The organism is Streptomyces sp. NPDC057682 (assembly GCF_042799575.1).
Classification (GTDB): Bacteria; Actinomycetota; Actinomycetes; order Streptomycetales; family Streptomycetaceae; genus Streptomyces.
The window spans coordinates 470,412-493,424 of the sequence record NZ_JBHVIN010000001.1 but is presented as its reverse complement, the minus strand read 5'-3'; the positions used below and the strand labels follow the sequence as shown (position 1 = coordinate 493,424).

At 74.4% G+C, this 23,013-nt stretch carries 6 protein-coding genes; 2 read left to right on the top strand and 4 right to left on the bottom strand.

Going from position 1 to position 23,013, the window contains the following annotated elements; genetic code table 11:
* Positions 1–15 precede the first annotated feature (15 nt).
* Positions 16–2,172, bottom strand: a complete 2,157-nt coding sequence (locus tag ACFVDM_RS02070; RefSeq protein ID WP_383631700.1) for a tetratricopeptide repeat protein — start codon at positions 2,170–2,172, stop codon at positions 16–18.
* The gene (locus tag ACFVDM_RS02065; RefSeq protein WP_383631697.1) at positions 2,169–2,579 is read right to left on the bottom strand and encodes a hypothetical protein; all 411 of its coding nucleotides are present in this window, start codon (positions 2,577–2,579) and stop codon (positions 2,169–2,171) included. The genes ACFVDM_RS02070 and ACFVDM_RS02065 overlap by 4 nt, the downstream gene beginning before the upstream one ends.
* 211 nt (positions 2,580–2,790) lie before the next feature.
* Between ACFVDM_RS02065 and ACFVDM_RS02060 the strand changes: the two genes are divergently transcribed.
* The gene (locus ACFVDM_RS02060; RefSeq protein WP_383631694.1) at positions 2,791–3,246 is read left to right on the top strand and encodes a VOC family protein; all 456 of its coding nucleotides are present in this window, start codon (positions 2,791–2,793) and stop codon (positions 3,244–3,246) included.
* Between the two features lie 85 nt (positions 3,247–3,331).
* The gene (locus ACFVDM_RS02055) at positions 3,332–4,822 is read left to right on the top strand and encodes a S1 RNA-binding domain-containing protein (RefSeq protein WP_383631692.1); all 1,491 of its coding nucleotides are present in this window, start codon (positions 3,332–3,334) and stop codon (positions 4,820–4,822) included.
* A gap of 42 nt (positions 4,823–4,864) precedes the next feature.
* Here ACFVDM_RS02055 and ACFVDM_RS02050 read toward each other — a convergent pair whose 3' ends face one another.
* Positions 4,865–6,460: an AMP-binding protein gene (locus tag ACFVDM_RS02050; protein WP_383631689.1), complete on the bottom strand. Its 1,596-nt coding sequence runs from the start codon at positions 6,458–6,460 to the stop codon at positions 4,865–4,867.
* A gap of 43 nt (positions 6,461–6,503) precedes the next feature.
* A complete protein-coding gene (locus ACFVDM_RS02045; protein ID WP_383631686.1) occupies positions 6,504–22,955 on the bottom strand; it encodes an SDR family NAD(P)-dependent oxidoreductase in 16,452 nt (5,483 codons plus the stop codon).
* Positions 22,956–23,013: the final 58 nt, after the last annotated feature.

Genomic DNA, 23,013 nt, shown 5'->3' with positions numbered 1-23,013 from the left:
CCGGACCACCGGGGGTCAGGTCGCGCCGTCCTGCGTGGTCTCCGCCAGGGAGCGCCGGTACCGCCCGAGCTTGTCCCGGATCGCCCTCGTCCACGGATGATCCGGGCCCAGTACCTGCTCGCGCCACTCCCTGACGACCTCCGCCTCTTCGATGGCTTCCCGGTTCTCGCCGACCGCGTGCAGAGCGCTGCTGAGCAGGCTTCGTGCCGCCATCGTAATGGGGTAGCCGGCTCCGAACCGGTGCTCGTGCGCCGCCAGCGCACGGCGGGCCGACCGCAGTGCCTCGGCATGCCTTCCGGTGTTGAGCAGCGCTCCCGCGCAGTTGAGGTCGGCCGACAGGGTGATCGGGTGGTCGGGGCCCAGCTCGCGGCGGCAGTCCGCGACCAAGTCCGGTCCGGTGAGCGCCTCCCGGTCCAGATCCGGTCCTGGGGGAAGTTCGAGCAGACACGTTCTCGCCTCCAGCGTCAGCGGGTGCCATGGCCCCAGCAGCGCGGTTCGCCCGTCCACCGTACGGTGCATCAGCTGCAGGGCCTCCGTCAGGTGGCCGAGCCAGACCAGGGGACGGGACAGGTGGAGGCAGGTGGTCAGGGTGTCGGGTGCTTCGGGGCCCGACACCCGTTCGAAGTCTCCGAGCAGCGCTCGGTGGAGATTCGCAGCCTCCTCAAGGCGCCCGAGACGATCGGTCGCCTTCCCGATCCGCTGACGCAGGCGCAGCACCAGCAGGTGATCGTCTACCAGCCGTCGTCGTGCGAGAGCCGTCGCCTGCAGGGCCGCGTCCAGCGCGGAGGCGTAATCGCCGGATCGGTGCTGGGCCGTCACCAGGCGCAGTGCACAGCTCACCGCGGACTCGACGGTGCTCTGGGTCGTCTCGGGCCAGTTGGTGACGCGGCGGAGCTGCGCCAGGACGTGTGGGGCAAGGGGGATGAGCAGACTGTCGCGCAGGCCGCGTTCCGGTGCTGCGGGCAGGGAGTGCAGCAGAAGTCCGGCCGCCGCGGCAGTGAGTCGGTCGCGTTCGTCAGCCGGAGTGGCGCGTGCCACGCTGTCGAGCAGTACTCCGTGTGTGCGCAGGCAGCGGATGTCGCCGGGGACGAGTTCGGTGAGCGAGTGATCGAGCAGCCCTCGGAGCGCCGGCTCCACCCGGCCGGCGGGCAGTGGCAGGTCGCCCCCGTCGTGGGCCAGCAGTGACAGGGGCAGCGGGTCATGAGACCAGCAGGCCAGCAGGCGCATCAGGGTGACGGCCTCGGGCAGGTTCTGCCCGGCCAGGGAGTTCAGCGAAAGCTGCCATGTTCCGCTGACCAGATGACGTGAGTCGTCGCCTGTGCCAGCGGCTCCCTGGTCGATCAACTCGATGGGGTCCGGACGTTCCCGCAAGTGGCGCCCGTACTCCTCCATCGTCCAGGGGACGATCACCTGATGCGCCAGGAACCCACCGGCCAGGGTCAGGGCGAGCGGCAGGCGGCCGAGGCTGTCGGCGATGGCGGCCGCGTCCTCGGACGAGCCCGTTCCCGGGGCGAGGTCGCGCAGGACCTGCGCCGCCTCCTCGCGGGGCAGCACATCCACGTACAGAAGCTCGGCGGCGGGCCACCAGTGGCCGGCGGCCTGCCGTGTGGTCACGAGAACGGTTCCGCGCGGGCTGGTGCGCAGCCACCCGCCGTCCCGCAGCACCGCCGGGTCATCGGCGTTGTCCAGCACCAGCAGCCACGGCACGTCGGACCGGTCGAGACGGTCCCAGACCAGATCCGCGGCCGCGCGCAAACCGTTGCGCGCGGCCATCAGCTCGCCGTCCCCGGCGCCTCGGTCGGCGGCCACAGCGAGCATCCCGGCCCGCAGGGATGCCTGGTCGGAGGCGTTGACCCACAGGCCCAGACGTCCGCGTTCACGGGTGGCGTAAGCAAAGAGTGCGCAGGCCACGGCCGTCTTTCCGCACCCGCCCAGTCCGTGCAGGACGAACACGGTGCCTCCGGCGTCGTCGGCCACCGCCTCCCTGAGGCGCCCGACGAGTTCGGAGCGATCCCTGAGGATCGCGGGGGCCCGGCCGATGGGCGGGTGCCTCACCGAGTCCGGGCCGGTCCAGGCGACGCTGTGGTGGTGGTGCTCGGTGATGTGCTGGTCTCCGGAAGCCTGGTAGACCCGCGCCTGATCAGCGGCCCGACCGTCGTTGCGCCCGGTCACCGCTGGTCGATGTTCAGGTCGCGGCCGGCCTGGTACACGCGGGAGCTGCCGGAGGCGGTCGCACGTTGGGTAACGGCCGGGGGGACGGATGTGCCGGGATCCAGCTCGGTCAGCAGGGAGCGCAGTTCCGCCACCAGTTCGGGATGGGCGACGAGCAGGCGGCGCATGCGGCCCTGCCACTCCGCCGCGACCTCCCGCCCGGTCTCCTCGTCCCCGTCGTGCTGCGCGCCCAACAGGTCCCGCCGCGACGCGTCGAGTTGGGCGGCGACCTGCTCCTCATGGTCCGGCCGGACACGTCGCCACAGCGTGATCACGCCGTTCCGCACGCCGTTCCAGGTGTCGGTCGCCAGCAGCGCCGCAATCGTCGTCCCGGCGGTGCCTGCTAAAAGGGTGATCTCCGCGTCCATCCTTCGTCCTCCCTCGCTCCGGCCCGGAATCCCACTCTAGGGAGCCGTGACGGTGGCGGTACACCGGGCGGGAGAGTGAACACCGCACGGGTCGGACAGGCCTCCGAGACCGGGCAGAAGCGCCCCAGGGCCTCGGAGTCCGCCCCGTCGGTGCGGGCGCCACGGCGTCCCGCAAGGGTCGGTTGTCACACCCCTCTGGGACGCTGCACGGATGGAGATGACCGTGCAGCTGACCATCGATTGTGCCGATCCGCAGCGAATGGTGGCCTTCTGGGCCGAGGCCCTGAACTACGTCCCCGAGCCCCCGCCCGCCGGCCACGCCACCTGGCGCGCGTACTGGCAGGACATGGGTGTCCCCGCGGAGGAGCTGCCGCCCGGTGCCGGCGACCTCCCGGAGTCGATCGTCGATCCGGCCGGCCACGGGCCCCGCATCTGGTTCCAGCATGTCCCCGAGGCCAAGACCGTCAAGAACCGCTCGCACCTGGACCTCAAGGTCGGCGGCGGCCGCGACGTCCCCCTCGATGTCCGCACCGAGCGTGTCAGGGCCATGGCCGCCCGGCTCGTCGAGGCCGGTGCGACCGTCGTCGAGTTTCGGGAGGAGCCGGAGATGGGCTTCTTCGCGGCGGCGATGCGGGATCCGGAGGGGAACGAGTTCGACGTGGTGTAAGGGAAGCGGAACCGGCCGGACTGTGCCCGCCGGTGCGCTCCGCACGCCCTGGACAGGTTCCCCGGCCCGGGGCCACCATCGCGACGTGCTTCCCCACGTCCACCGAATCACCCAGTACGACCCCGCCGACCGAGACACGACCGGCGCGTACACCGGCAGCGTCGAGGCGGTGAGCGATCACGGGCCCGTCGAGGCGGCCTATCTGCGCGCGGTGGCCGCGTTCGCGGAGGAGTGCGGTGTCGACCGGCTGGAGATCCGGGAGCCGCAGATCGGCTCGGGGGTGGCCGAGTTCGGGGCGGAGCCCGCCGTCGAGGGGCACGGACTGGAGGGGCTCCTCCCCGCCGGTCTCGCGGGCTTTCACGACGGGGCGGTCGTCCCGCTCGGCGTCGGTCTGGAGCTGGTCCGGGCGATGCTGCGGGAGAACGGGGCCTGGTGCCGGCTCGAAGTGGAGGGGCGGTTCGCGATTCACGTGGGGTGGGACCAGTACGTGTACGTCGGGAGCAGCGAGCCCTGTGAGGAGGCGGTGGCCCGCACCCGCTCCCTCGGCCTGTTCCCGGAACGGATGGACTCCTCCCCGTACGACGCCGCCCACGACGCGGAGCCGGGGGAACAGCGGCCCGCCGACGACGACTTCTGGGCGCGGGTGGGCTGGTGCGTGACGACCGGACAGGCCGGGATGCTGGAGGAGGCGTACGTCGGCAATGCCACGCGCTGGCACCGGCTCCGCGCGGACGGGCTCGACGAAATCCGGGCCGGGCTTACTCCCCGCGCGCGGCTGGCTGTCTGGCCGAGGCTGTCGGAAGATGTCGCCGGTGTGCTCGCGGGCCTTCCCGAGGAGGGGCTGATCGAGCTCGTCTCCGAGGACGCGGAGGGGCGGATCACGAACACCGTGGCCGATGAGACCCGGTTCGCGGAGCTCAGGGCGCAGATCGCAGGGGCCCGTGCGGCGGCGGTACTGTCCATGGACGCGGACGAACGCCGGCCCCTCCTCACCGCCGTCCTGCCCGACAGCGACGGCGTCCTGCGGGCCCGCTGGCGTACCGAGCCGACCCTGAGCGATCGCCACTGGGCCCTGCTCAAGACCCTGCGCCCGGGGCAGATCGTCACCGGGACGGTGGCCGAGATACCCCCGTTCGGTGTCACGTTCGTGGATATCGGCGGCTTCTGCGCGATGATCAACGTCCCCGAACTCTCCTGGCGCCACATCTCCGCCGTCACCGACGTCGTCACCGTCGGCCAGACCGTCACGGCGGAGATCCTCGGCGTCGACATGATCGACGAGCGCGTGCACCTGTCCCTCAAGGCCCTCCAGCCGGATCCGATGCAGAACCTCGTGCACCAGGTCGGCCGCGTCGTCACCGGCCTCGTCACCAAACTCGTCCCGTTCGGTGCGTTCGTCCGCGTCGAGGACCGCGAGGACGGCTTCGAAGGGCTCGTCCACCTCAGCGAACTGGCCGACACACCGGTGGAGAAGCCCGAGGACGTCGTCCGGGTCGGCCAGTGGCTCACCGTCGTCATCCTTCTCGTGGACCCCGAACGGCGCCGGATCGCGCTGTCGCACAAGCAGGCGGTGTAGGCACTCGCCCACGGGAAGGGGGCTGGGCCCACGGCCCCCCGCTCACCCCTCCTCCGCCGCCCGTGCCGCCAGGGCGCGGCGGTCCGTCTTGCCGTTGGGGGTGAGGGGGAGGGAGGGGACGAGGGCGACCTTGCGGGGGATCATGTAGTCGGGGAGCGTCTGCCGGCAGAAGGCGCTGAGGGCCACGGGTTCGGCGGTGAAGGCGCGGCCGGGGACGACGTAGGCGTAGAGCTCGGGGTCCTGGCCGGGGCGGGGGCGGACGACGACGGCGGCGGCCTCGGTGTCGGGGAATTCGAGGAGGCGGCGTTCGATCTCGCCGAGTTCGACGCGGTTGCCGCGCATCTTGACCTGGAGGTCGGAGCGGCCGACGAAGTACAGCTCGCCGCTCTCGCCCCGGTAGGCCAGGTCGCTGGACTTGTAGACGAGCTGGCCGGTGCGGGGGTCGAGGGGGTCGGGGACGAGGACGGCGCGGGTGGCTTCGGGGTCGTCCCAGTAGCCGGTGAAGAGGGAGGGGCCGCGGAGGTGGATCTCGCCGATCTCGCCCGGCTCGTCGACCGGGTGGCCCTCCTCGTCGAGCAGCAGCATCTCCGCGCCCGGGTAGGCGAAGCCGATGGACAGCTTGTCGATGGTGTCGGGGAGCGGGTTGGGGACGTCGGTGAGGGAGAAGGCCATCGCCTCGGTCGGGCCGAAGCAGTTCACGACCCGGACCCGCTCCAGCAGCGTTTGCAGTTGACGCAGCTCGGGAAGCGGGAACGCCTCACCGGAGAACAGCACCCCGCGGATCTGCCCGGACAGGGCGGCCAGTCCCGCCGCCTCGTGGCGCAGGACGGGGCGCCAGATGGACGGGACGCCGTCGACCTGGGTGGCGCCCGTGTCCGCGAGGAAGCGGAGGAACCGGCGCGGCCAGTGCATGAGTTCGCGCGGTACGGGGATGAGCTGGGCGCCCGAGCCCAGGGCGAGGCCGATGTCGAGCAGGGCGAAGTCGAACTGGAGGGGCGAGGTCGTCGCCAGGCGGTCCTGCGGGCCGACGATGCCGTGCCGGAGCATGCCCCGGTAGAAGGACAGGACGCCCCGGTGGCTCATCACGACGCCCTTGGGGCGGCCCGTGGTCCCCGAGGTGAAGATCATGTACGCGGCGTCGGTGGTGACCGGCTCGCGGCGGTGCCGGGTCCGGGGCGCGGGTGCCCGTTCCACGGTCACGCCGTCCGGGCCGAAGCGGGCCGTGCCGACGGTGTCCGGGACGCCCGTACGGGTGCCCTTCACCGTCTGGAGGTGCAGGGCCGGTTCCGCCGTGTCGACGATGGTCCGCAGCCGGGCGTCGGGGACGTCCGGGCTCACCGGGACGAAAGTGAGCCCGAGCATCGAGCAGGCCAGCAGCGCGGCCACCGCGGCGGCCGAGTTGTCGGACTCCAGGACGACGCGGTCGCCGATGTCCAGGCCGAGCGCGTCCAGCGTCACCGCGTAGTCGTGCGCCCTGCGCTCCAGCTCGCGGTAGCTGAGCACCCGGTGCGTGCCGTCCTCGGCGGCCTCCCAGGCGGCCGGGGATTCGGGTGCGGTGCGGGCTGCGGCCAGCATGAACTCATGGATCCGCTCGGCCGGGGCGCCCACCGCCGCCGGGTGCTGCGTACTCAGGCTCATCGGTCTTCCTCCTGCGCTCGTCCAAGTGCGTTGCTCCGCGTGGTCACGAGGAGATCCGCTCCTTCAGGTCCTTCAGCCAGCCGTCGACGACGGGGGCCGTCGTGTCGACGTGCTGTTCGACGATGGTGAAATGCGTGCCGGGGACGGTCGCGACGGTGTCCGCGCCCTTCCAGTCGGCCTGCCACGCCCCCTGGCCGACGCCGGCCTGTTCGCCGGCCTCGAAGAGGTCCCCGGCCCGGACGAAGAGGACGGGCGCCTCGATGTCGGCCTGGGTGAACTGCGGGAGCAGTTCGACGTACCGGCCCATCGCGGAGAGTTCGGCACTGCTGAACGCGCCGAGGGTGGACCCCTTGTCCTCGACGGCGGAGGCCATCTGGTCGAAGATCGCGTCGTTGGCCGCGCCCATGTAGTACGTGTCCAGGAGGACGAGCCCGGCGGGGCGCACCCCGTGGACCCGCTCCAGCCGGGACACGGTGGCGTGGGCGAGGAGCCCGCCGGAGGAGAAGCCGAGCAGGACGAACGGTTCGCCGTCCGCCGTCCGCAGCACGGCCTCGGCGAGGACGTCGACGGCCGCGTCGAACGACTCGGGCAGGGCCTCGCCCCGGGCGAATCCGGGGGTCGGGAGACCGGAGACCGGGACGGACAGCCGGGCCGCGAGGCGGGCGTGCTGGTGGACGCCGCCGGCGACGGTCGGGGTGCTGAGGCAGATCAACCGGGGCCCGGAACCCTCCGCGTCCGGCTTGGTGCGCGCCCCGTAGGACACCGGCTCGGGCAGGGTTTCGAGGTCGGCCGCCGTGGCGAAGGAGGGCCGCAGCGCCGCTACCGAGCGGAGCATCGCCAGTCCGGGCTGGATGTCGCCCGCGGTGATCGCGGACAGGAACAGCCCGTAGAGGGTGTCGTCCAGCGGGGTCGCCGCCGCCGGTTCCTGGGTGGTGACCGTCTCGGCCGGGGAGGACGCCGAGGCGAGGCGGGCCGAGACCAGCCGGGCCAGGTCGAGCGGGTTGCGGCTGTCGAAGACGACCATGGCGGGCAGGGAGAGACCGGAGGCCGCGCCCAGCCGGTTGCGGAGTTCGACGGCGGTCAGCGAGTCGAACCCGGCTTCCAGGAAGCCCGCTTCGGCGTCGACCGCCGTGGCGTCCGCGTGGCCGAGGACCTCGGCGGCGTGGTGCAGGACCGCGTCGAGGACCGCCCGGTCACGGGCCGCGTCGTCGAGTCCGCGCACGGTCCGGGCAAGCCCCCCGGCCTCCCGGGGCGCGGCCGCCGCACCGGCCCGGCGGCGTCCGGCGGGTGCCAGGCCCCGCAGCAGCGCGGGCACCTCGTCGGTGCGGGCGCGCAGCGCGGCCAGGTCGACGCGGAGCGGGACGAGCGCGGCGGTGTCGGCGGCGACCGAGGCGTCGAAGAGCCACAGGCCCTCCTCCTCGGTCAGCGCGGGCGTTCCGGTGCGCCGCATCCGCTGGAGGTCGGCCTCGCCGAGCCACTGGCTGAGCCCGGTCTCGGTGGCCCAGAGGCCGAAGGCCATCGCGGTGGCGGGGAGGCCCCGGGAGCGGCGGTGGGCGGCGAGCGCGTCGAGGAAGACGTTGGCCGCCGCGTAGTTGCCCTGGCCGGCCGCCATGACCTGGCCGCCCGCCGAGGAGAACAGCGCGAAGACGGTCAGGTCGAGGTCGGCGGTCAGCTGGTGCAGATGCCAGGCCGCGTCCGCCTTGGCCTTCAGCACGTGGTCCATCTGCTCGGGGGTGAGCGCCCCGACGAGTCCGTTGTGGGCGACGCCCGCCGCGTGGACGACGCCGCGCAGCGGGTGCGCGGGGTCGACGGCGGCGATGAGCGCGGCCAGGGCGGCCCGGTCGGAGACGTCGCAGGCGGCGATCTCCACCCGGGCGCCGAGCGCGGTCAGTTCGTCGCGGAGCCCGGAGGCGCCGGGGGCGGCCGGTCCGCGCCGCCCGGCGAGCAGCAGATGCCGTACGCCGTGCCCGGTCACCAGGTGCCGGGCGACGATCGCCCCGAGCCCTCCGGTGCCGCCGGTGATCAGGACGGTCCCCTCGGGGTCCCACGGGGTGTCGCCGCCGGCCGCCGAGGACCGGGCGAGCCGGGGGGCGAGGACCTTCCCGCCGCGCACGGCCAGTTCGGGTTCGCCGGAGGCCAGCGCCGCGGCGAGCGTACGGGGCGACGGGGCGTCGTCCTCCAGGTCGAGCAGGACGAACCGGCCCGGGTTCTCCGCCTGCGCGGCCCGCAGCAGACCCCAGACCGGGGCCTGGCGCACGTCGACCGGGTCGCCGTCCCCGACGGCGACGGCGGACCGGGTCACCAGCACCAGCCGGGACGGCGCGTGCTCCGGTGCGGCCAGCCACCGCTGGACGGCGGCTAGGGCCGTGTCCACGGCGGTCCGGGTCCCGGCCGGCACCTCGTCCTCCGTACCGGCACCGGCCCCGTCCGCGAGGACGGGCAGCAGCACCGCTTCGGGCACCTCGGCCCCGAGGGCGTCGAGCCCGGTGACGGCCGGCACCCCGGCCACGACCAGGCCGGGCCCGGCGACCGCCCAGTCGCCGCGCGGCCCGCTGCCGCCGCCGACGGGCTGCCATTCGACGGCGAGCAGCGCGTCGCGGAACCCGCCGCCGCCGAACTGTTCGGCGGCGACCGGCCGCAGCTGGAGCGCCGCGACCGTGGCGACGGGTGCTCCCGCCGGGTCGGCGAGGTCGAGCCGGACGGCGTTGCGCTGCCCCTCGACGGGGGCGAGCCGGACCCGTACGGAGGTCGCGGACGTGGCGTGCAGGGTGACGCCGGTCCAGGAGAAGGGGAGCAGCGCCCGCCCTTCGTCCTCGTCCGCGCCGAGCCCGCCGAATCCCAGCGCGTGCATGGAGGCGTCGAGCAGCGCGGGGTGGAGGCCGAAGCGGGCCGCGTCCTCGTGGGCCTGCTCGGGCAGGGCGATCTCGGCGTACAGCGTGTCGCCGTGCCGCCAGGCCGCGGTGAGGCCCTGGAAGACGGGGCCGTAGCCGAAGCCGCGTTCCTGGAGGCCGTCGTAGAGCCCGTCGGCGTCCAGTTCCTCCGCCCCGGCGGGCGGCCAGTCGGCGAGCCCGTCGCCGGTCTCCTCCGCGGCGGGCGCGAGGAGCCCGTCGGCGTGCCGGGTCCACGGCTCGTCGGGGTGGCTCTCGGGCCGGGAGTACACCCGGACCGTGCGCCGGGCCTCGGCGTCGGGCTCCGAGACGACGACCTGGAGCAGCACACCGCCGCGCTCGGGCAGCACCAGCGGCGCGTACAGCGTCAGTTCCTCCACGAGGGCGCAGCCGACGTGGTCGGCGGCCCGCAGGGCGAGTTCGACGAAGCCCGTGCCGGGCAGCAGCACGCTGCCGTGCACGGCGTGGTCGGCCACCCAGGGCTGGGTGTCCAGGGAGACCCGGGCGGTGAAGGTCACGGACTCCGAGTCGGGCGAGGCGACGACGGCCGCGAGCAGGGGGTGGTCGAGGGCGTCCTGCCCGACGGCGAAGGCGTCGGTGGCGGGCTTCGCCGCGTCGACCCAGTACCGGGTCCGCTGGAACGGGTACGTGGGCAGGTCGACCGTGCGGGCGCCCGTACCGGCGTAGAAGGCCGCCCAGTCGACCCGGGCCCCGTCCGCGTACAGCCGTCCCAGCGCCGTGACCAGCGCCTCGGCCTCCGGCCGGTTCCGGCGCACCGACGGCACGACGACCGTCTCGCCGTCCGTGCCGTCGCGGTCCAGGATCTGCTGGGCGAGGCCGGTCAGGATGCCGTCCGGGCCGATCTCCAGGAAGCGGGTCGCCCCCTGTTCCGCCAGCGCGGCGACGGCGTCGGTGAAGCGGACGGCCTCGCGGACCTGGCCGGTCCAGTACTCCGGGGACCGCCAGTCGGTGGCCGGTTCGCCCGTCACGGTCGAGACGGCGGGGATGCGCGGTTCGGCGTACGTCAGCGACGCGGCCACCGCGCGGAACTCGTCGAGCATCGGCTCCATCAGCGAGGAGTGGAAGGCGTGCGAGACGGAGAGGCGGTTCGTCTTGCGGCCGGCGGCGGCGAAGTGCTCGCCCACCGCCACGGCCTCGGACTCCACACCGGAAACCACCACGGACTGCGGCCCGTTGACCGCCGCGATGGAGACACCGCCGGTGAGGAGCGGAAGGACTTCGTCCTCGGTGGCCTGGACGGCGACCATCGCGCCTCCGGCGGGCAGCGCCTGCATCAGACGCCCGCGCGCGACCACGAGCCGCGCCGCGTCGGCCAGGGACAGCACCCCCGAGACATGGGCGGCGGCCAGTTCGCCGATGGAGTGTCCGGCGACCACGTCCGGGGTGACGCCCCAGGCCTCCACCAGCCGGTACAACGCCACTTCGAAGGCGAAGAGGGCGGGCTGGGTGAGCGCGGTCGCGTTCAACGCGTCCGCGTCCTCGCCCCAGACCACGTCCCGGAGCGAAGACCCGAGATGGACATCGACCTCCGCGCAGACCTGGTCGAAGGCCTCCGCGAACACCGGGAAGGCGTCATACAGTTCGCGGCCCATGCCGAGCCGCTGCGCACCCTGCCCCGTGAACAGGAATGCCGACTTCCCGCTGCGGCGGGCCTGGCCGGCGGCCACGGCGGGGGCGTTGCGGCCCTGGGCCAGGGCGGTGAGGCCGCGCAGCAGTTCCTCGGTGCCGGAGCCGACGACGACGGCGCGGTGCGGGAACGCGGTGCGGGTGGAGACGAGGGAGAGCCCCAGGTCGGCGGCGTCGGGCGCGGGGCCGTCGGCGAGCCGGTCGATCAGCTGCCCGGCCCGGTCGGCGAGGGCCTGCGGGCTCTTGCCGGAGAGCACCCACGGCACGACGGGGAGCGCGGTGCCCTCGCCCCGTGCGGTGTCGGTCGCGGGGGCCTCCTCGACGATCACATGGGCGTTCGTCCCGCTGATCCCGAAGGAGGACACGCCCGCGCGGCGCGGGCGGTCGGCCCGCTCCCATTCCCGGGCCTCGGTGAGCAGGGCGACGTGTCCGGCCTCCCAGTCCACCTGGTCGGAGGGGGCGTCCACGTGCAGGGTCCCGGGCAGGACGCCGTGGCGCATCGCCATGACCATCTTGATGACCCCGGCGACGCCCGAAGAGGCCTGGGTGTGGCCCATGTTGGACTTGATGGAGCCCAGCCACAGCGGCCGGTCCTCCTCGCGTCCCTGGCCGTAGGTGGCGAGCAGCGCCTGGGCCTCGATGGGGTCGCCGAGGGTGGTGCCGGTGCCGTGGGCCTCGACGGCGTCGACCTCGGTGGCGGAGAGGCCCGCGTTGGCGAGGGCCTGGCGGATGACGCGCTGCTGGGACGGGCCGTTGGGGGCGGTCATCCCGTTGCTGGCACCGTCCTGGTTGAGGGCCGAGCCGCGCAGGACGCCGACCACCGGGTGGCCGTTGCGGCGGGCGTCGGAGAGCCGTTCCAGGAGCAGCACACCGGCGCCCTCGCCCCAGGCGACCCCGTCGGCGGAGGCGGCGAAGGACTTGGACCGGCCGTCGGGGGCGAGCCCGCGCTGCCGGCTGAACTCGATGAACATGCCCGGGGTGCCCATGACGGCGACGCCCCCGGCCAGGGCCAGCGCGCACTCACCGGAGCGCAGGGCCTGGGCCGCCATGTGCAGGGCGACGAGCGAGGACGAGCACGCGGTGTCGACGGTGACGGCCGGGCCCTCCAGGCCCAGGGTGTAGGCGGTGCGGCCGGAGACGAGGCTGCCGCCGCTGCTGGCCGCGGCCTCCACGCCGAGCGCGTAGTCGTGGTACATCACCCCGGCGAACACCCCGGTCGACGAGCCCTTGAGGGTCGTCGGGTCGATTCCGGCGCGCTCGATGGCCTCCCAGGACACTTCGAGGAGGAGCCGCTGCTGCGGGTCCATCATCAGCGCCTCGTTGGGGCTGATCCCGAAGAAGACCGGGTCGAACTCGGCCGCGTCGTAGAGGAATCCGCCCTCGCGGGCGTAGGTGCGGCCGGGGGTGCCGGGCTCGGGGTCGTACACCTCGGCGTCCCAGCCCCGGTCGTCGGGGAAGTCGCCGATGGCGTCGGTGCCCTCGGCGACGAGCGTCCACAGCTCCTCGGGGGTGGTGACGCCTCCCGGGTAGCGGCAGCCCATGCCGACGATGACCACCGGGTCGTCGTCGGTGTCCGCGCCGCCGCCCGTGGGCAGGGCGCGGGCGGGTGCGGGCAGCGCGTGGTCCGGGCCGGTCACCTCGGTGCCGATGTACGCGGCGACGGCGTCGGCCGTCGGATAGTCGAAGATCAGCGTGGCGGGCAGCCGGAGGCCGGTCGCCGAGCCGAGCCGGTTGCGCAGTTCGACGGCGGCGAGCGAGTCGAAGCCCAGCTCGCTGAAGGCCCGTTCCGGTTCGATCGCGTCGGCGGAGGCGTGGCCGAGGACCCCTGCGACGTGCGTCCGGACGAGGTCGAGGAGCGCGTCGGCACGGGCAGGCGCGTCGAGCCCCGCCAGCCGGGCCAGCAGCCCGTCGCCGCCGTCCGTGGACCGCGCGGTCCTGCGTACGGGGACGCGGACCAGGCCCCGGAGGAGGGCGGGGAGTTCGGCGGCGCGGTTGCGCAGGACGCCGGTGTCGACACGCAGCGGCACGGTGGCCGGGAGGCCGGAGGCGAGCGCCGCGTCGAAGAGGGCCAGGCCCTCCGCCTCGGAGAGCGCGGGCAGCCCCTGGGCCGCCATCCGCTCCTCGGCCAGGCCGAGCATGTCGACGCTGGTCATGCCGGTGTCGACGCCCCAGAGCCCGAAGGCCATCGCCGTGGCCGGGCGGCCTTCGGCCCGGCGCTGGGCGGCCAGGGCGTCCAGGAAGACGTTGGCGGCGGCGTAGTTGCCCTGCCCGGCGGCCAGGACGAGCCCGCCGGCCGAGGAGAACATCACGAACGCCGACAGGTCCAGGTCCCGGGTCAGCTCATGGAGGTACCAGGCCGCGTCCACCTTCGGACGCAGCACCGCGTCGACCCGCTCGGGCGTCAGCGCGCCGACGACCCCGTTGTCCACGACCCCGGCGACGTGCACGACCCCGGTCAGCGGGCGGTCCGGGCCGACCGAGGCGAGGAGCGCGGCGAGGGCGTCCCGGTCGGCGGCGTCGCAGGCGGCGACCTCGACCGTGGCTCCGAGCGCGGTGAGTTCCGTGACGAGTTCGGTGACCCCGGGGGTGTCGGCACCCCGGCGGCCGGCCAGCAGCAGTCCGCGTACGCCGTGCTCGGTGACCAGGTGCCGGGCGACGCGCCCGCCGAGACCGCTGGTGCCGCCGGTGATGAGGACGGTCCCTTCGGCGTCCCACACCGGTGCGGGGTCCTCGTCGGGCGCCGCCGCCAGGGCGAGCCTCGGGACGCGGACCTCGCCGTCGCGCACGGCCAGCTCCGGTTCGCCCAGGGCCACCAGCCGCTCCCAGGGCACGGAACCGTCGGTGTCGATCAGGACGAACCTGCCCGGGTTCTCGGCCTGCGCGGCGCGCACCAGGCCCCAGACCGGGGCGTGGCGCACATCGACGGGGTCGCCGTCGGCGACGGCCACGGCGTCCCGGGTGACGACGGCCAGGACCGCGCCCTCGGGACGGTCCTCGGACAGCCACTCCTGTACGGCGCCGAGGACCTGGCCCACCAGGTCGTGGACGGCGCCCGGGACGTCCTCGACGTCCAGGGCACAGGCCCCGCAGTCGAAGACGTCGGAGAGGGCCGCCTCGGACGGGGTCTGGTCGAGGGCCGCCGGCAGCGGGTTCCACCCGATGCGGAACAGGGAGTCGCTGCCGTGCGTGGCCAGCTGTTCGCCGGACACGGGCCGGCCGACGACCGCGCCGACCGTGGCCACGGGGGCCCCGGTGACGTCCGCGACCTGGAGGGAGAGGCTTTCCGGGGTGGGCTGGGTGATGCGGACGCGGACGGCGGAGGCACCCGTGGCGTGCAGGGTCACGTCCCGCCAGACGAACGGGAGGACGGTCTCGTCGCCGCCCGTCCCGTTGACGAGCGCCGCGTGCATCGCCGCGTCCAGCAGTGCCGGGTGCAGCCCGAACGCCTCGGCCTCGGCGTGCGCCTGCTCGGGCAGCGCGACCTCCGCGTACAGCACGTCGTCCGCGCGCCAGGCCGCCTTCAGGCCCCGGAACACCGGCCCGTAGCCGAAACCGCGCTCGCGCAGCCCCGCGTAGGCCCCGTCCAGGGGAAGTTCCTCGGCCCCGGCGGGCGGCCAGGCCGAGAGGTCGAACGCGGCGGGGGCGGCTCCCGGGGCGAGCACCCCGTCGGCGTGCAGGGTCCACGCCAGGTCCGGCCGGTCCTCGGCGCGCGAGTACACGCTCACCGAACGGCGGGCGCTCGCGTCGGCCGCGCCCACGACCATCTGCACGATCACGGCCCCGCGCCCGGGAAGGATCAGCGGCGCCTGGAGGGCCAGTTCCTCCAGCACCCCGCAGCCGACCTGGTCCCCGGCCCGTACGGCCAGCTCCACGAAGCCGGTGCCCGGAAGCAGCACGCTGCCGAGGACGTCGTGGTCGGCGATCCAGCCGTGCGTCGCGGCCGACAGCCGGCCGGTGAACGTCACCATGTCCGTGTCCGGCGACGGCACGACCGCACCGAGCAGCGGGTGCCCGGCATCGGTCAGTCCGGCCGTCGCCATGCTGCTTCCGCCGCCCCCGATCCAGGAGTTGGCGAGGTACTCGTCCATGCCGATCCAGTACCGCGTGCACTGGAACGCGTACGTCGGCAGCTCCACGCGCCGCGCCCCCGCCCCGTCCCAGAACGCCTCCCAGCCGACCCGCACCCCGTCCGCGTACAACCGGCCCAGCGCCGCCACCAGCGACTCCGGCTCCTCACGGTTCCGCCGCACCAGCGGCACGAAGGCACTGTTCGCGTCCTCGGCCGAGCCGGCCCCGAGGGCGGTGAGGACGGCGTCCGGGCCGATCTCGACGAACGTACGGGCCCCGAAGCGCTCGGCAGCACGTACGGCGTCCGCGAAACGGACGGCTTCCCGCACCTGACCGACCCAGTACTCCGCCGACTGCCAGTCGGACGTCAGCTCACCCGTCACGGTCGAGACCGCCGGAATACGCGGCTCGGCATACGTCAACGAGGCGGCCACGGACCGGAACTCATCCAGCATCGGCTCCATCAGCGAGGAGTGGAAGGCGTGCGAGACGGAGAGGCGGTTCGTCTTGCGGCCTGCGGCAGCGAAGTGTTCGCCCACCGCCAGGGCCTCCGCCTCCGCACCCGAGACGACCACCGACTGCGGCCCGTTGACCGCCGCGATCGAGACACCTTCGGTCAGGACGGGCAGCACCTCGTCCTCGGTGGCCTGTACGGCGACCATCGCACCGCCAGCAGGGAGGGCCTGCATCAGCCGACCGCGCGCGACCACGAGCCGGGCCGCGTCGCCCAGCGACAGCACCCCCGACACATGCGCGGCGGCCAGCTCACCGATCGAGTGCCCCACCACGACGTCCGGGGTGATCCCCCATGACTCCACCAGCCGGTACAACGCCACTTCAAAGGCGAACAGCGCGGGCTGAGTGACCCCGGTCGCGTTCAGCGCGTCCGTGTCCTCACCCCACACCACATCACGGAGCGACGACCCGAGATGCGTGTCGATCTCCGCACAGACCAGATCGAAGGCACTCGCGAACACCGGGAAGGACGCGTGCAGTTCGCGGCCCATGCCCAGCCGCTGCGCACCCTGCCCCGTGAACAGGAACGCCGACTTCCCGGCCGGTCGGGCGGTGCCGCGCACCAGGCCCGGGTGGTCCTCGCCCGCCGCGAGGGCGGTGAGGGCTGCGGTGCGGTCGGGGCCGAGCACCACCGCGCGGTGCTCGAAGGAGGGCCTGGCCGTGGCGAGGGAGTGGCCGATGTCCTCGGGGCGCGCGTCGGCGGCACCGGCCAGGGGGAGGAGGGCTTCGGCCTGGCCCGCCAGGGCCTGGGGGCTCTTGGCGGAGAGGATCCAGGGGGCGGCGGGGAGTTCCGTACGGCTCTCCGGGTCGGGCGCGGGAAGCGGCGGGGGCTCCTCGACGATCACATGGGCGTTGGTGCCGCTGATCCCGAAGGAGGAGATGCCGGCGCGGCGCGGGCGGTCCGTGGGCGCCCATTCCCGGGCCTCGGTGAGCAGGGAGACGTCACCGGCCGACCAGTCGATCTGGTCCGAACGCTCCTCCGCGTGCAGGGTCGGGGGCAGGATGCCGTGGCGCATGGCCATGACCATCTTGATGATGCCCGCGACACCGGCCGCCGCCTGGGTGTGGCCCATGTTGGACTTGATGGAGCCCAGCCACAGCGGCCGGTCCTCCTCGCGCCCCTGACCGTACGTGGCCAGCAGCGCCTGCGCCTCGATCGGGTCGCCCAGGACCGTGCCCGTGCCATGGGCCTCGACGGCGTCGACCTCGGCGGCGGTGAGGCCCGCGTTGGCGAGGGCCTGGCGGATGACGCGCTGCTGGGACGGGCCGTTGGGGGCGGTGAGGCCGTTACTGGCACCGTCCTGGTTGAGGGCCGAGCCCTTGACGACGGCGAGGACGGGATGGCCGTTGCGGCGGGCGTCGGACAGCCGCTCCAGGAGGAGCATGCCCGCGCCCTCGCCCCAGCCGGTGCCGTTGGCCCCGGAGCCGAAGGACTTGCAGCGGCCGTCGGGGGCGAGGCCCCGCTGACGGCTGAACTCCACGAACACCTCGGGGGTCGCCATGACGGCGACGCCGCCCGCCAGGGCCAGCGAGCATTCGCCGGACCGCAGGGCCTGGGCGGCCAGGTGCAGGGAGACCAGCGAGGACGAGCACGCGGTGTCGACGGTGACCGCCGGGCCCTCCAGGCCGAACACGTACGAGACGCGGCCGGAGGCGATGGCGCCCGTGCTGTTGTTGGCCGCGTAGTCGTGGTACATCATCCCGGCCCAGCAGCCGGTCATGCTGCCGCGCAGCGTCTCCGGGTCGATCCCGGCCCGCTCGAACGCCTCCCACGCCGTCTCCAGCAGCAGGAACTGCTGCGGGTCCATGACGGCGGCCTCGTTGGGGCTGATCCCGAAGAACGCCGGGTCGAACTCGCCCGCCTCGTGCAGGAATCCGCCCTGGTTGGCGTAGGTGGTGTGCGGGCGCTCCGCGCTCGGGTCGTACACCCGGTCCAGGTCCCAGCCACGGTTGCCGGGGAAGTCCGAGACCGCGTCGACGCCGTCCGCGACGAGCCGCCACAGCTGCTCGGGGCTGCGGACGCCGCCGGGGTAGCGGCAGGCCATGGAGACGATCACGATCGGGTCGTCGTCGGCGCCGGGGGCCGCGACGGCGCGGCCGGTGGGGGCCGACCGGACGAGGGAGCCGTCGAGTTCGGCGAGCAGGTGCCGGGCCAGGGCGCGCGGGCTCGGGTAGTCGAACGCCAGGGTCGCGGGCAGCCGGACCTCGGCGGCGGCGCTGACGGCGTTGCGGAACTCGACGGCCGTCAGCGAGTCGAAGCCCAGTTCGCTGAAGGCGCGCGTCTCGTCGACGGCCTCCGGGCCCGGGTAGCCGAGCGCCGCCGCGACCTGGGTGCGTACCAGGTCGAGCAGGGCGCCCTCGCGGTCCTCGGGGGCGAGGGCGGCCAGCCGGCCGCGCAGCGCGCCCGCCGCCTCGGGCGCGGTGGCGGTGGCCCGCCGGGGCCGTATCCGCACCAGCTTCCGGAAGAGCGGCGGCAGCGCCTCGCCCGCCTCGGCGAGGGTGCGCACGTCGAGCCGGATCGGCAGGACGACGGGGGTGTCCACGGTCAGCGCCCGGTCGAGCAGCTCCACACCGTACGCGGAGGTCAGGGCGCCGATGCCGGTACGGCTCATGCGCTGGAGGTCGGCGTCGGTGAGGGTGCCGGACATGCCGCTCGCCCACAGGCCCCAGGCCAGGGAGCGGGCGGGCAGGCCGTGGGCGGTGCGGTGGGTGGCGAGGGCGTCCAGGACGGCGTTCGCCGCCCCGTAGTTGGCCTGGCCGGGGACGCCGAGGACCCCGGTGGCGGAGGAGAACAGGACGAACGACGACAGCGCCCGGTCCCGGGTCAGGTCGTGGAGGTGGAGCGCGGCGTCGGCCTTGGCCCGCAGGACCGTGTCCAGGCTCTCCGGGGTGAGCGAGGCGATCAGGGTGTCGTCGAGGACCCCCGCGAGGTGGACGACACCGGTGAGGGGCACGCCGTCGAGGACGGCGGCGAGCGCGTCGCGGTCCGCGGCGTCGCAGGCGGCGAAGGTCACCTCGGCGCCGAGCGCCCGCAGTTCGTCGCCCAGCTCGGCGGCGCCGGGGGCGGCCTCGCCGCGCCGGGAGAGCAGCAGCAGCGCGCGTACGCCGTGGGCGCCCACGAGCTGTCGGGCGACCAGCGTGCCGAGCGCGCCGGTCGCCCCGGTCACCAGGACCGTTCCGTCGCCGAAGTCGGGCGCGGTCCGGGTCTCCGGGTCGTCGGTGAGCCGGACGAGGCGGGCGCCGTACACGGCCGTGCCCCGGACCAGGGTCTGGGACTCCCCGGTGGCGAGGGCGGCGGCGGCCCGCGCGTCGTCGGCCGGGTCGTCCAGGTCCGCGAGGAGGAACCGTCCGGGATGCTCGGCCTGCGCGGAGCGCACCAGGCCCCAGACGGCGGCACCGGCCAGGTCGGTGACGTCCTCGCGGGGTGCGCCGGTCCGGGCGACCGCGCCGCTCGTCGCGACGAGCAGCCGGGAGCCCGCGTACCGCTCGTCCGCCAGCCAGTGCTGGAGCGCGGCCAGCACCTCGGTGGTGGCCGCGCGCACGGCGTCCGGGCCGGTGCCGGTGGTGGCGGGGCGCAGGACGACGTCCCCGGGCACGGGCCCGTCGGTGCTCAGCGCGGACCAGTCGACGGGCGCTGACTGCGGGGCGGCGGCGGGGAGTTCGGTCCATTCCAGGCCGAACAGTGACTCATGGGCGACGGTGCGGGCGGCGGCCAGCTGCTCGGCGGAGACCTCGCGCAGGACGAGCGCGTCGACGGAGAGGACGGGCCGGCCCGTCTCGTCGGCGACGGACAGGGCGACGGCCCCGGCCCCGTCGGGGACGATCCGGACCCGCAGCCGGGCGGCCCCGGAGGCGTGCAGCCGGACGCCCGTCCAGACGAACGGCAGCACCGGCCCGGTGGCCTCCGCGAACAGGTCCGTGAAGACGGAGCCGTGCAGGGAGGCGTCCAGCAGCGCCGGGTGCAGCCCGAACGCGGCGGCCTGGGCGCGGGCCCGCTCGGGCAGCGCGACCTCGGCGCAGATCGCCGTCCCGGACCGCCAGGCGGCCGTCAGTCCCCGGAAGGCGGGCCCGTAGGCGAGACCGGCCTCGGCCAGGCCCGCGTACACCCCGTCCGTGTCCAGCGGCGTCGCCCCGGCGGGCGGCCAGGCGGCCAGGTCGAAGGCGGCGGCGTCCGCCGTGGTGGCGGCGAGGACACCGGCCGCGTGGAGCGTCCACGGCTGGTCGGGCTGGTCGTCGCGGCGGGAGTGGACGCTGACCGGGCGCCGCCCGGAGGCGTCCGCCGCGCCGACCTCGACCTGGAGCGCGACCGCGCCCCGGGCGGGCAGCACCAGCGGGGCCTGGAGCATCAGTTCGTCGAGCGTCTCGCAGCCGACCTGGTCCCCGGCCCGTACGGCCAGTTCCACGAAGCCGGTGCCGGGGAAGACGACGGAGTCCCCGACGACATGGTCCGCAAGCCAGGGCTGCGCCGAGAGGGAGACCCTGCCGGTGAGCACGACACCGCCGGAGTCCGCGAGGGAGACGACGGCGCCGAGCAGCGGATGCCCGGCGGCGGCGAGACCGGCGGCGGTGACGTCCCCGGGGGCGCCGGTGCCCTCGACCCAGTAGCGGCCGCGCTGGAAGGCGTACGTGGGCAGCGCGACGCGGCGGACGCCCGTACCGGCGTAGAACGCCTCCCAGTCCACGGAGGTGCCGGTGGTGTACAGCCGGCCGAGCCCGGTGACCAGGGCCGCCGGTTCGGGCAGGTCCTTGCGGAGCAGCGGGACCAGTCCGGTGGCCTCGTCGGTGACGGAGGCCGCGCCGAGGGCGGTGAGGACGGCGTCGGGGCCGATCTCCACGAAGGTGCGGACCCCGCTCGCCTCGGCGGCCCGGACGGCGTCGGCGAACCGCACGGCTTCGCGGACCTGGCCCACCCAGTACTCCGGCGAGCGCCAGTCCGGCCCCGGCCCGCCGGTCACGGTCGAGACCGCCGGGATGCCCGGCTCGGCGTACGTCAACTCCTGTGCGACGGCCCGGAACGCGTCGAGCATCGGCTCCATCAGCGAGGAGTGGAACGCGTGCGACACCGCCAGCCGGGTCGTCTTGCGGCCCAGCGCGGCGAAGTGCTCGCCGATGACGAGGGCCTCGATCTCGACGCCGGAGACGACGACCGCACGCGGGCCGTTGACGGCGGCGATCGACACCCCGTCGGTCAGCAGCGGCCAGACCTCGTCCTCGCCCGCCTGCACGGCGACCATCGCGCCCCCGGCGGGCAACGCCTGCATCAACCGGCCCCGGGCAACCACGAGCCGGGCCGCATCGCCCAGGGACAGCACCCCGGAGACATGCGCGGCGGCCAGCTCACCGATCGAGTGACCCACCACCACGTCCGGGGTGATCCCCCACGACTCCACGAGCCGGTACAACGCGACCTCGAAGGCGAACAGCGCGGGCTGGGCGATCCCGGTCGCGTTCAGCGCGTCCGCGTCGTCCCCCCACATCACGTCCCGGAGCGACGAACCGAGGTGGACGTCGATCTCCGCGCAGACCTGGTCGAACGATTCCGCGAACACCGGGAAGGAGGCGTGGAGTTCACGGCCCATGCCGAGCCGCTGCGCGCCCTGTCCGGTGAACAGGAACGCGGTCGTGCCCTTCGTGGCGGTGCCCCGGAAGAGCGCCGGGTGGGTCTCGCCCTCGGCCAGGGCGGCGAGGCCCTCCCGGGCCGTGTCACGGCTGCCGGCCAGGACGACCGCCCGGTGGTCGAGGGCGGCGCGGGTGGTGGCCAGGGAGTACGTGAGGTCGCCGGGGGTCTGCCCGGCCGCGTCCCCGGCGAGGTGGGCGTGGAGGCGGCCGGCCTGGGCGGCCAGGGCCTGCGCGTCGCGGGCGGAGACCGGCCAGGGCAGCACGGCGGGAAGGGCGGCCGGGGCGGCCGCGGGGGCCTCCGAGGGCTCTGCGGTGTCCGAGCCCTCCGGGGACTCGGGGGTCTCGTCCGTTCCGGCGGCCGGGTCCGGGGCCTCCTCCAGGATGATGTGGGCGTTCGTCCCGCTCACCCCGAACGCGGAGACACCGGCCCGCCTCGGCCGGTCCTCGGCGCGCTCCCACTCCCGGGTCTCGGTCAGCAGCCGGACCCGGCCCGCCGACCAGTCGACATGGCTCGACGGCTCGTCCACGTGCAGGGTCCTGGGCAGCACGCCGTGGCGCAGCGCCTCGACCATCTTGATGACGGAACCGACACCGGCGGCGGCCTGGGCGTGCCCCATGTTGGACTTGATGGAGCCCAGCCACAGCGGCCGGTCCTCCTCGCGCCCCTGGCCGTAGGTGGCCAGCAGGGCCTGGGCCTCGATGGGGTCGCCGAGCGTGGTGCCGGTGCCGTGGCCCTCGACGACGTCGACATGGGTGGCGGAGAGCCCGGCGTTGGCGAGGGCCTGGCGGATGACGCGCTGCTGGGCGCGGCCGTTGGGGGCGGTCAGTCCGTTGCTGGCCCCGTCCTGGTTGACGGCGGAGCCCTTGACGACGGCGAGGACGGGGTGGCCGTTGCGGCGGGCGTCGGAGAGCCGTTCGAGGACGAGCATGCCGGCGCCCTCGGACCAGCCGGTGCCGTCGGCGGCCTCCGCGAAGGCCTTGCAGCGGCCGTCGGGGGCCAGTCCGCGCTGGCGGCTGAAGGCGATGAACGGGGACGGGGTCGACATCACCATGACGCCGCCGGCCAGGGCCAGCGAGCATTCGCGCTGCCGCAGCGCCTGGGCGGCGAGGTGCAGCGAGACGAGCGAGGACGAGCAGGCGGTGTCGACGGTGACGGCGGGGCCCTCCAGGCCCAGGGTGTAGGAGATCCGGCCGGAGATGACGGCGGCGGCGTTGCCCGTCGTCATATAGGCCTCGGCGACCTCGCCCGCCGCGCCGACGATGTACTCGTAGTCCTGGATGCCGGAGCCCGCGAACACGCCGACGGGCTTGCCGCGCAGCGACGCCGGGTCGATCCCGGCCCGCTCGATGGCCTCCCAGGACACTTCGAGCAGCAGCCGCTGCTGCGGGTCCATCGTCAGGGCCTCGTTGGGGCTGATCCCGAAGAAGCCGGCGTCGAAGTCCGCGACGTCCCGGACGAAGCCGCCCTCGTTGACGTAGCTGCCGCCCGAGGCTGTGCCGTCGTCCTCGCCGCGCAGCGCGTCCAGGTCCCAGCCCCGGTCGGTGGGGAAGGTGGAGACGGCGTCCCGGCCCTCGGCGACGAGCTCCCACAGTTCCTCGGGGGTGGTGACGCCCCCGGGGTAGCGGCAGCTCATCGCCACGACGGCGATGGGCTCGTGGTTCTGGCCCTCGGCTTCCTGGAGCCTGCGCCGCGTCTGGTGCAGATCCGCCGTGACCCGCTTGAGGTAGTCGAGAAGCCGTGCGTCGTCATTGGACATGTTGGGTCCCACCGAGTCCTTGTTCATGCCGGTTCATGCCGTGAGGTCGAGTCGGGTG

Coding starts and splice junctions, on each gene's coding strand:
- ACFVDM_RS02065 (WP_383631697.1), bottom strand. CDS start 2,579: ATGGACGCGGAGATCACCCTTTTAGCAGGCACCGCCGGGACGACGATT.
- ACFVDM_RS02060 (WP_383631694.1), top strand. CDS start 2,791: ATGGAGATGACCGTGCAGCTGACCATCGATTGTGCCGATCCGCAGCGA.
- ACFVDM_RS02050 (WP_383631689.1), bottom strand. CDS start 6,460: ATGAGCCTGAGTACGCAGCACCCGGCGGCGGTGGGCGCCCCGGCCGAG.
- ACFVDM_RS02045 (WP_383631686.1), bottom strand. CDS start 22,955: ATGTCCAATGACGACGCACGGCTTCTCGACTACCTCAAGCGGGTCACG.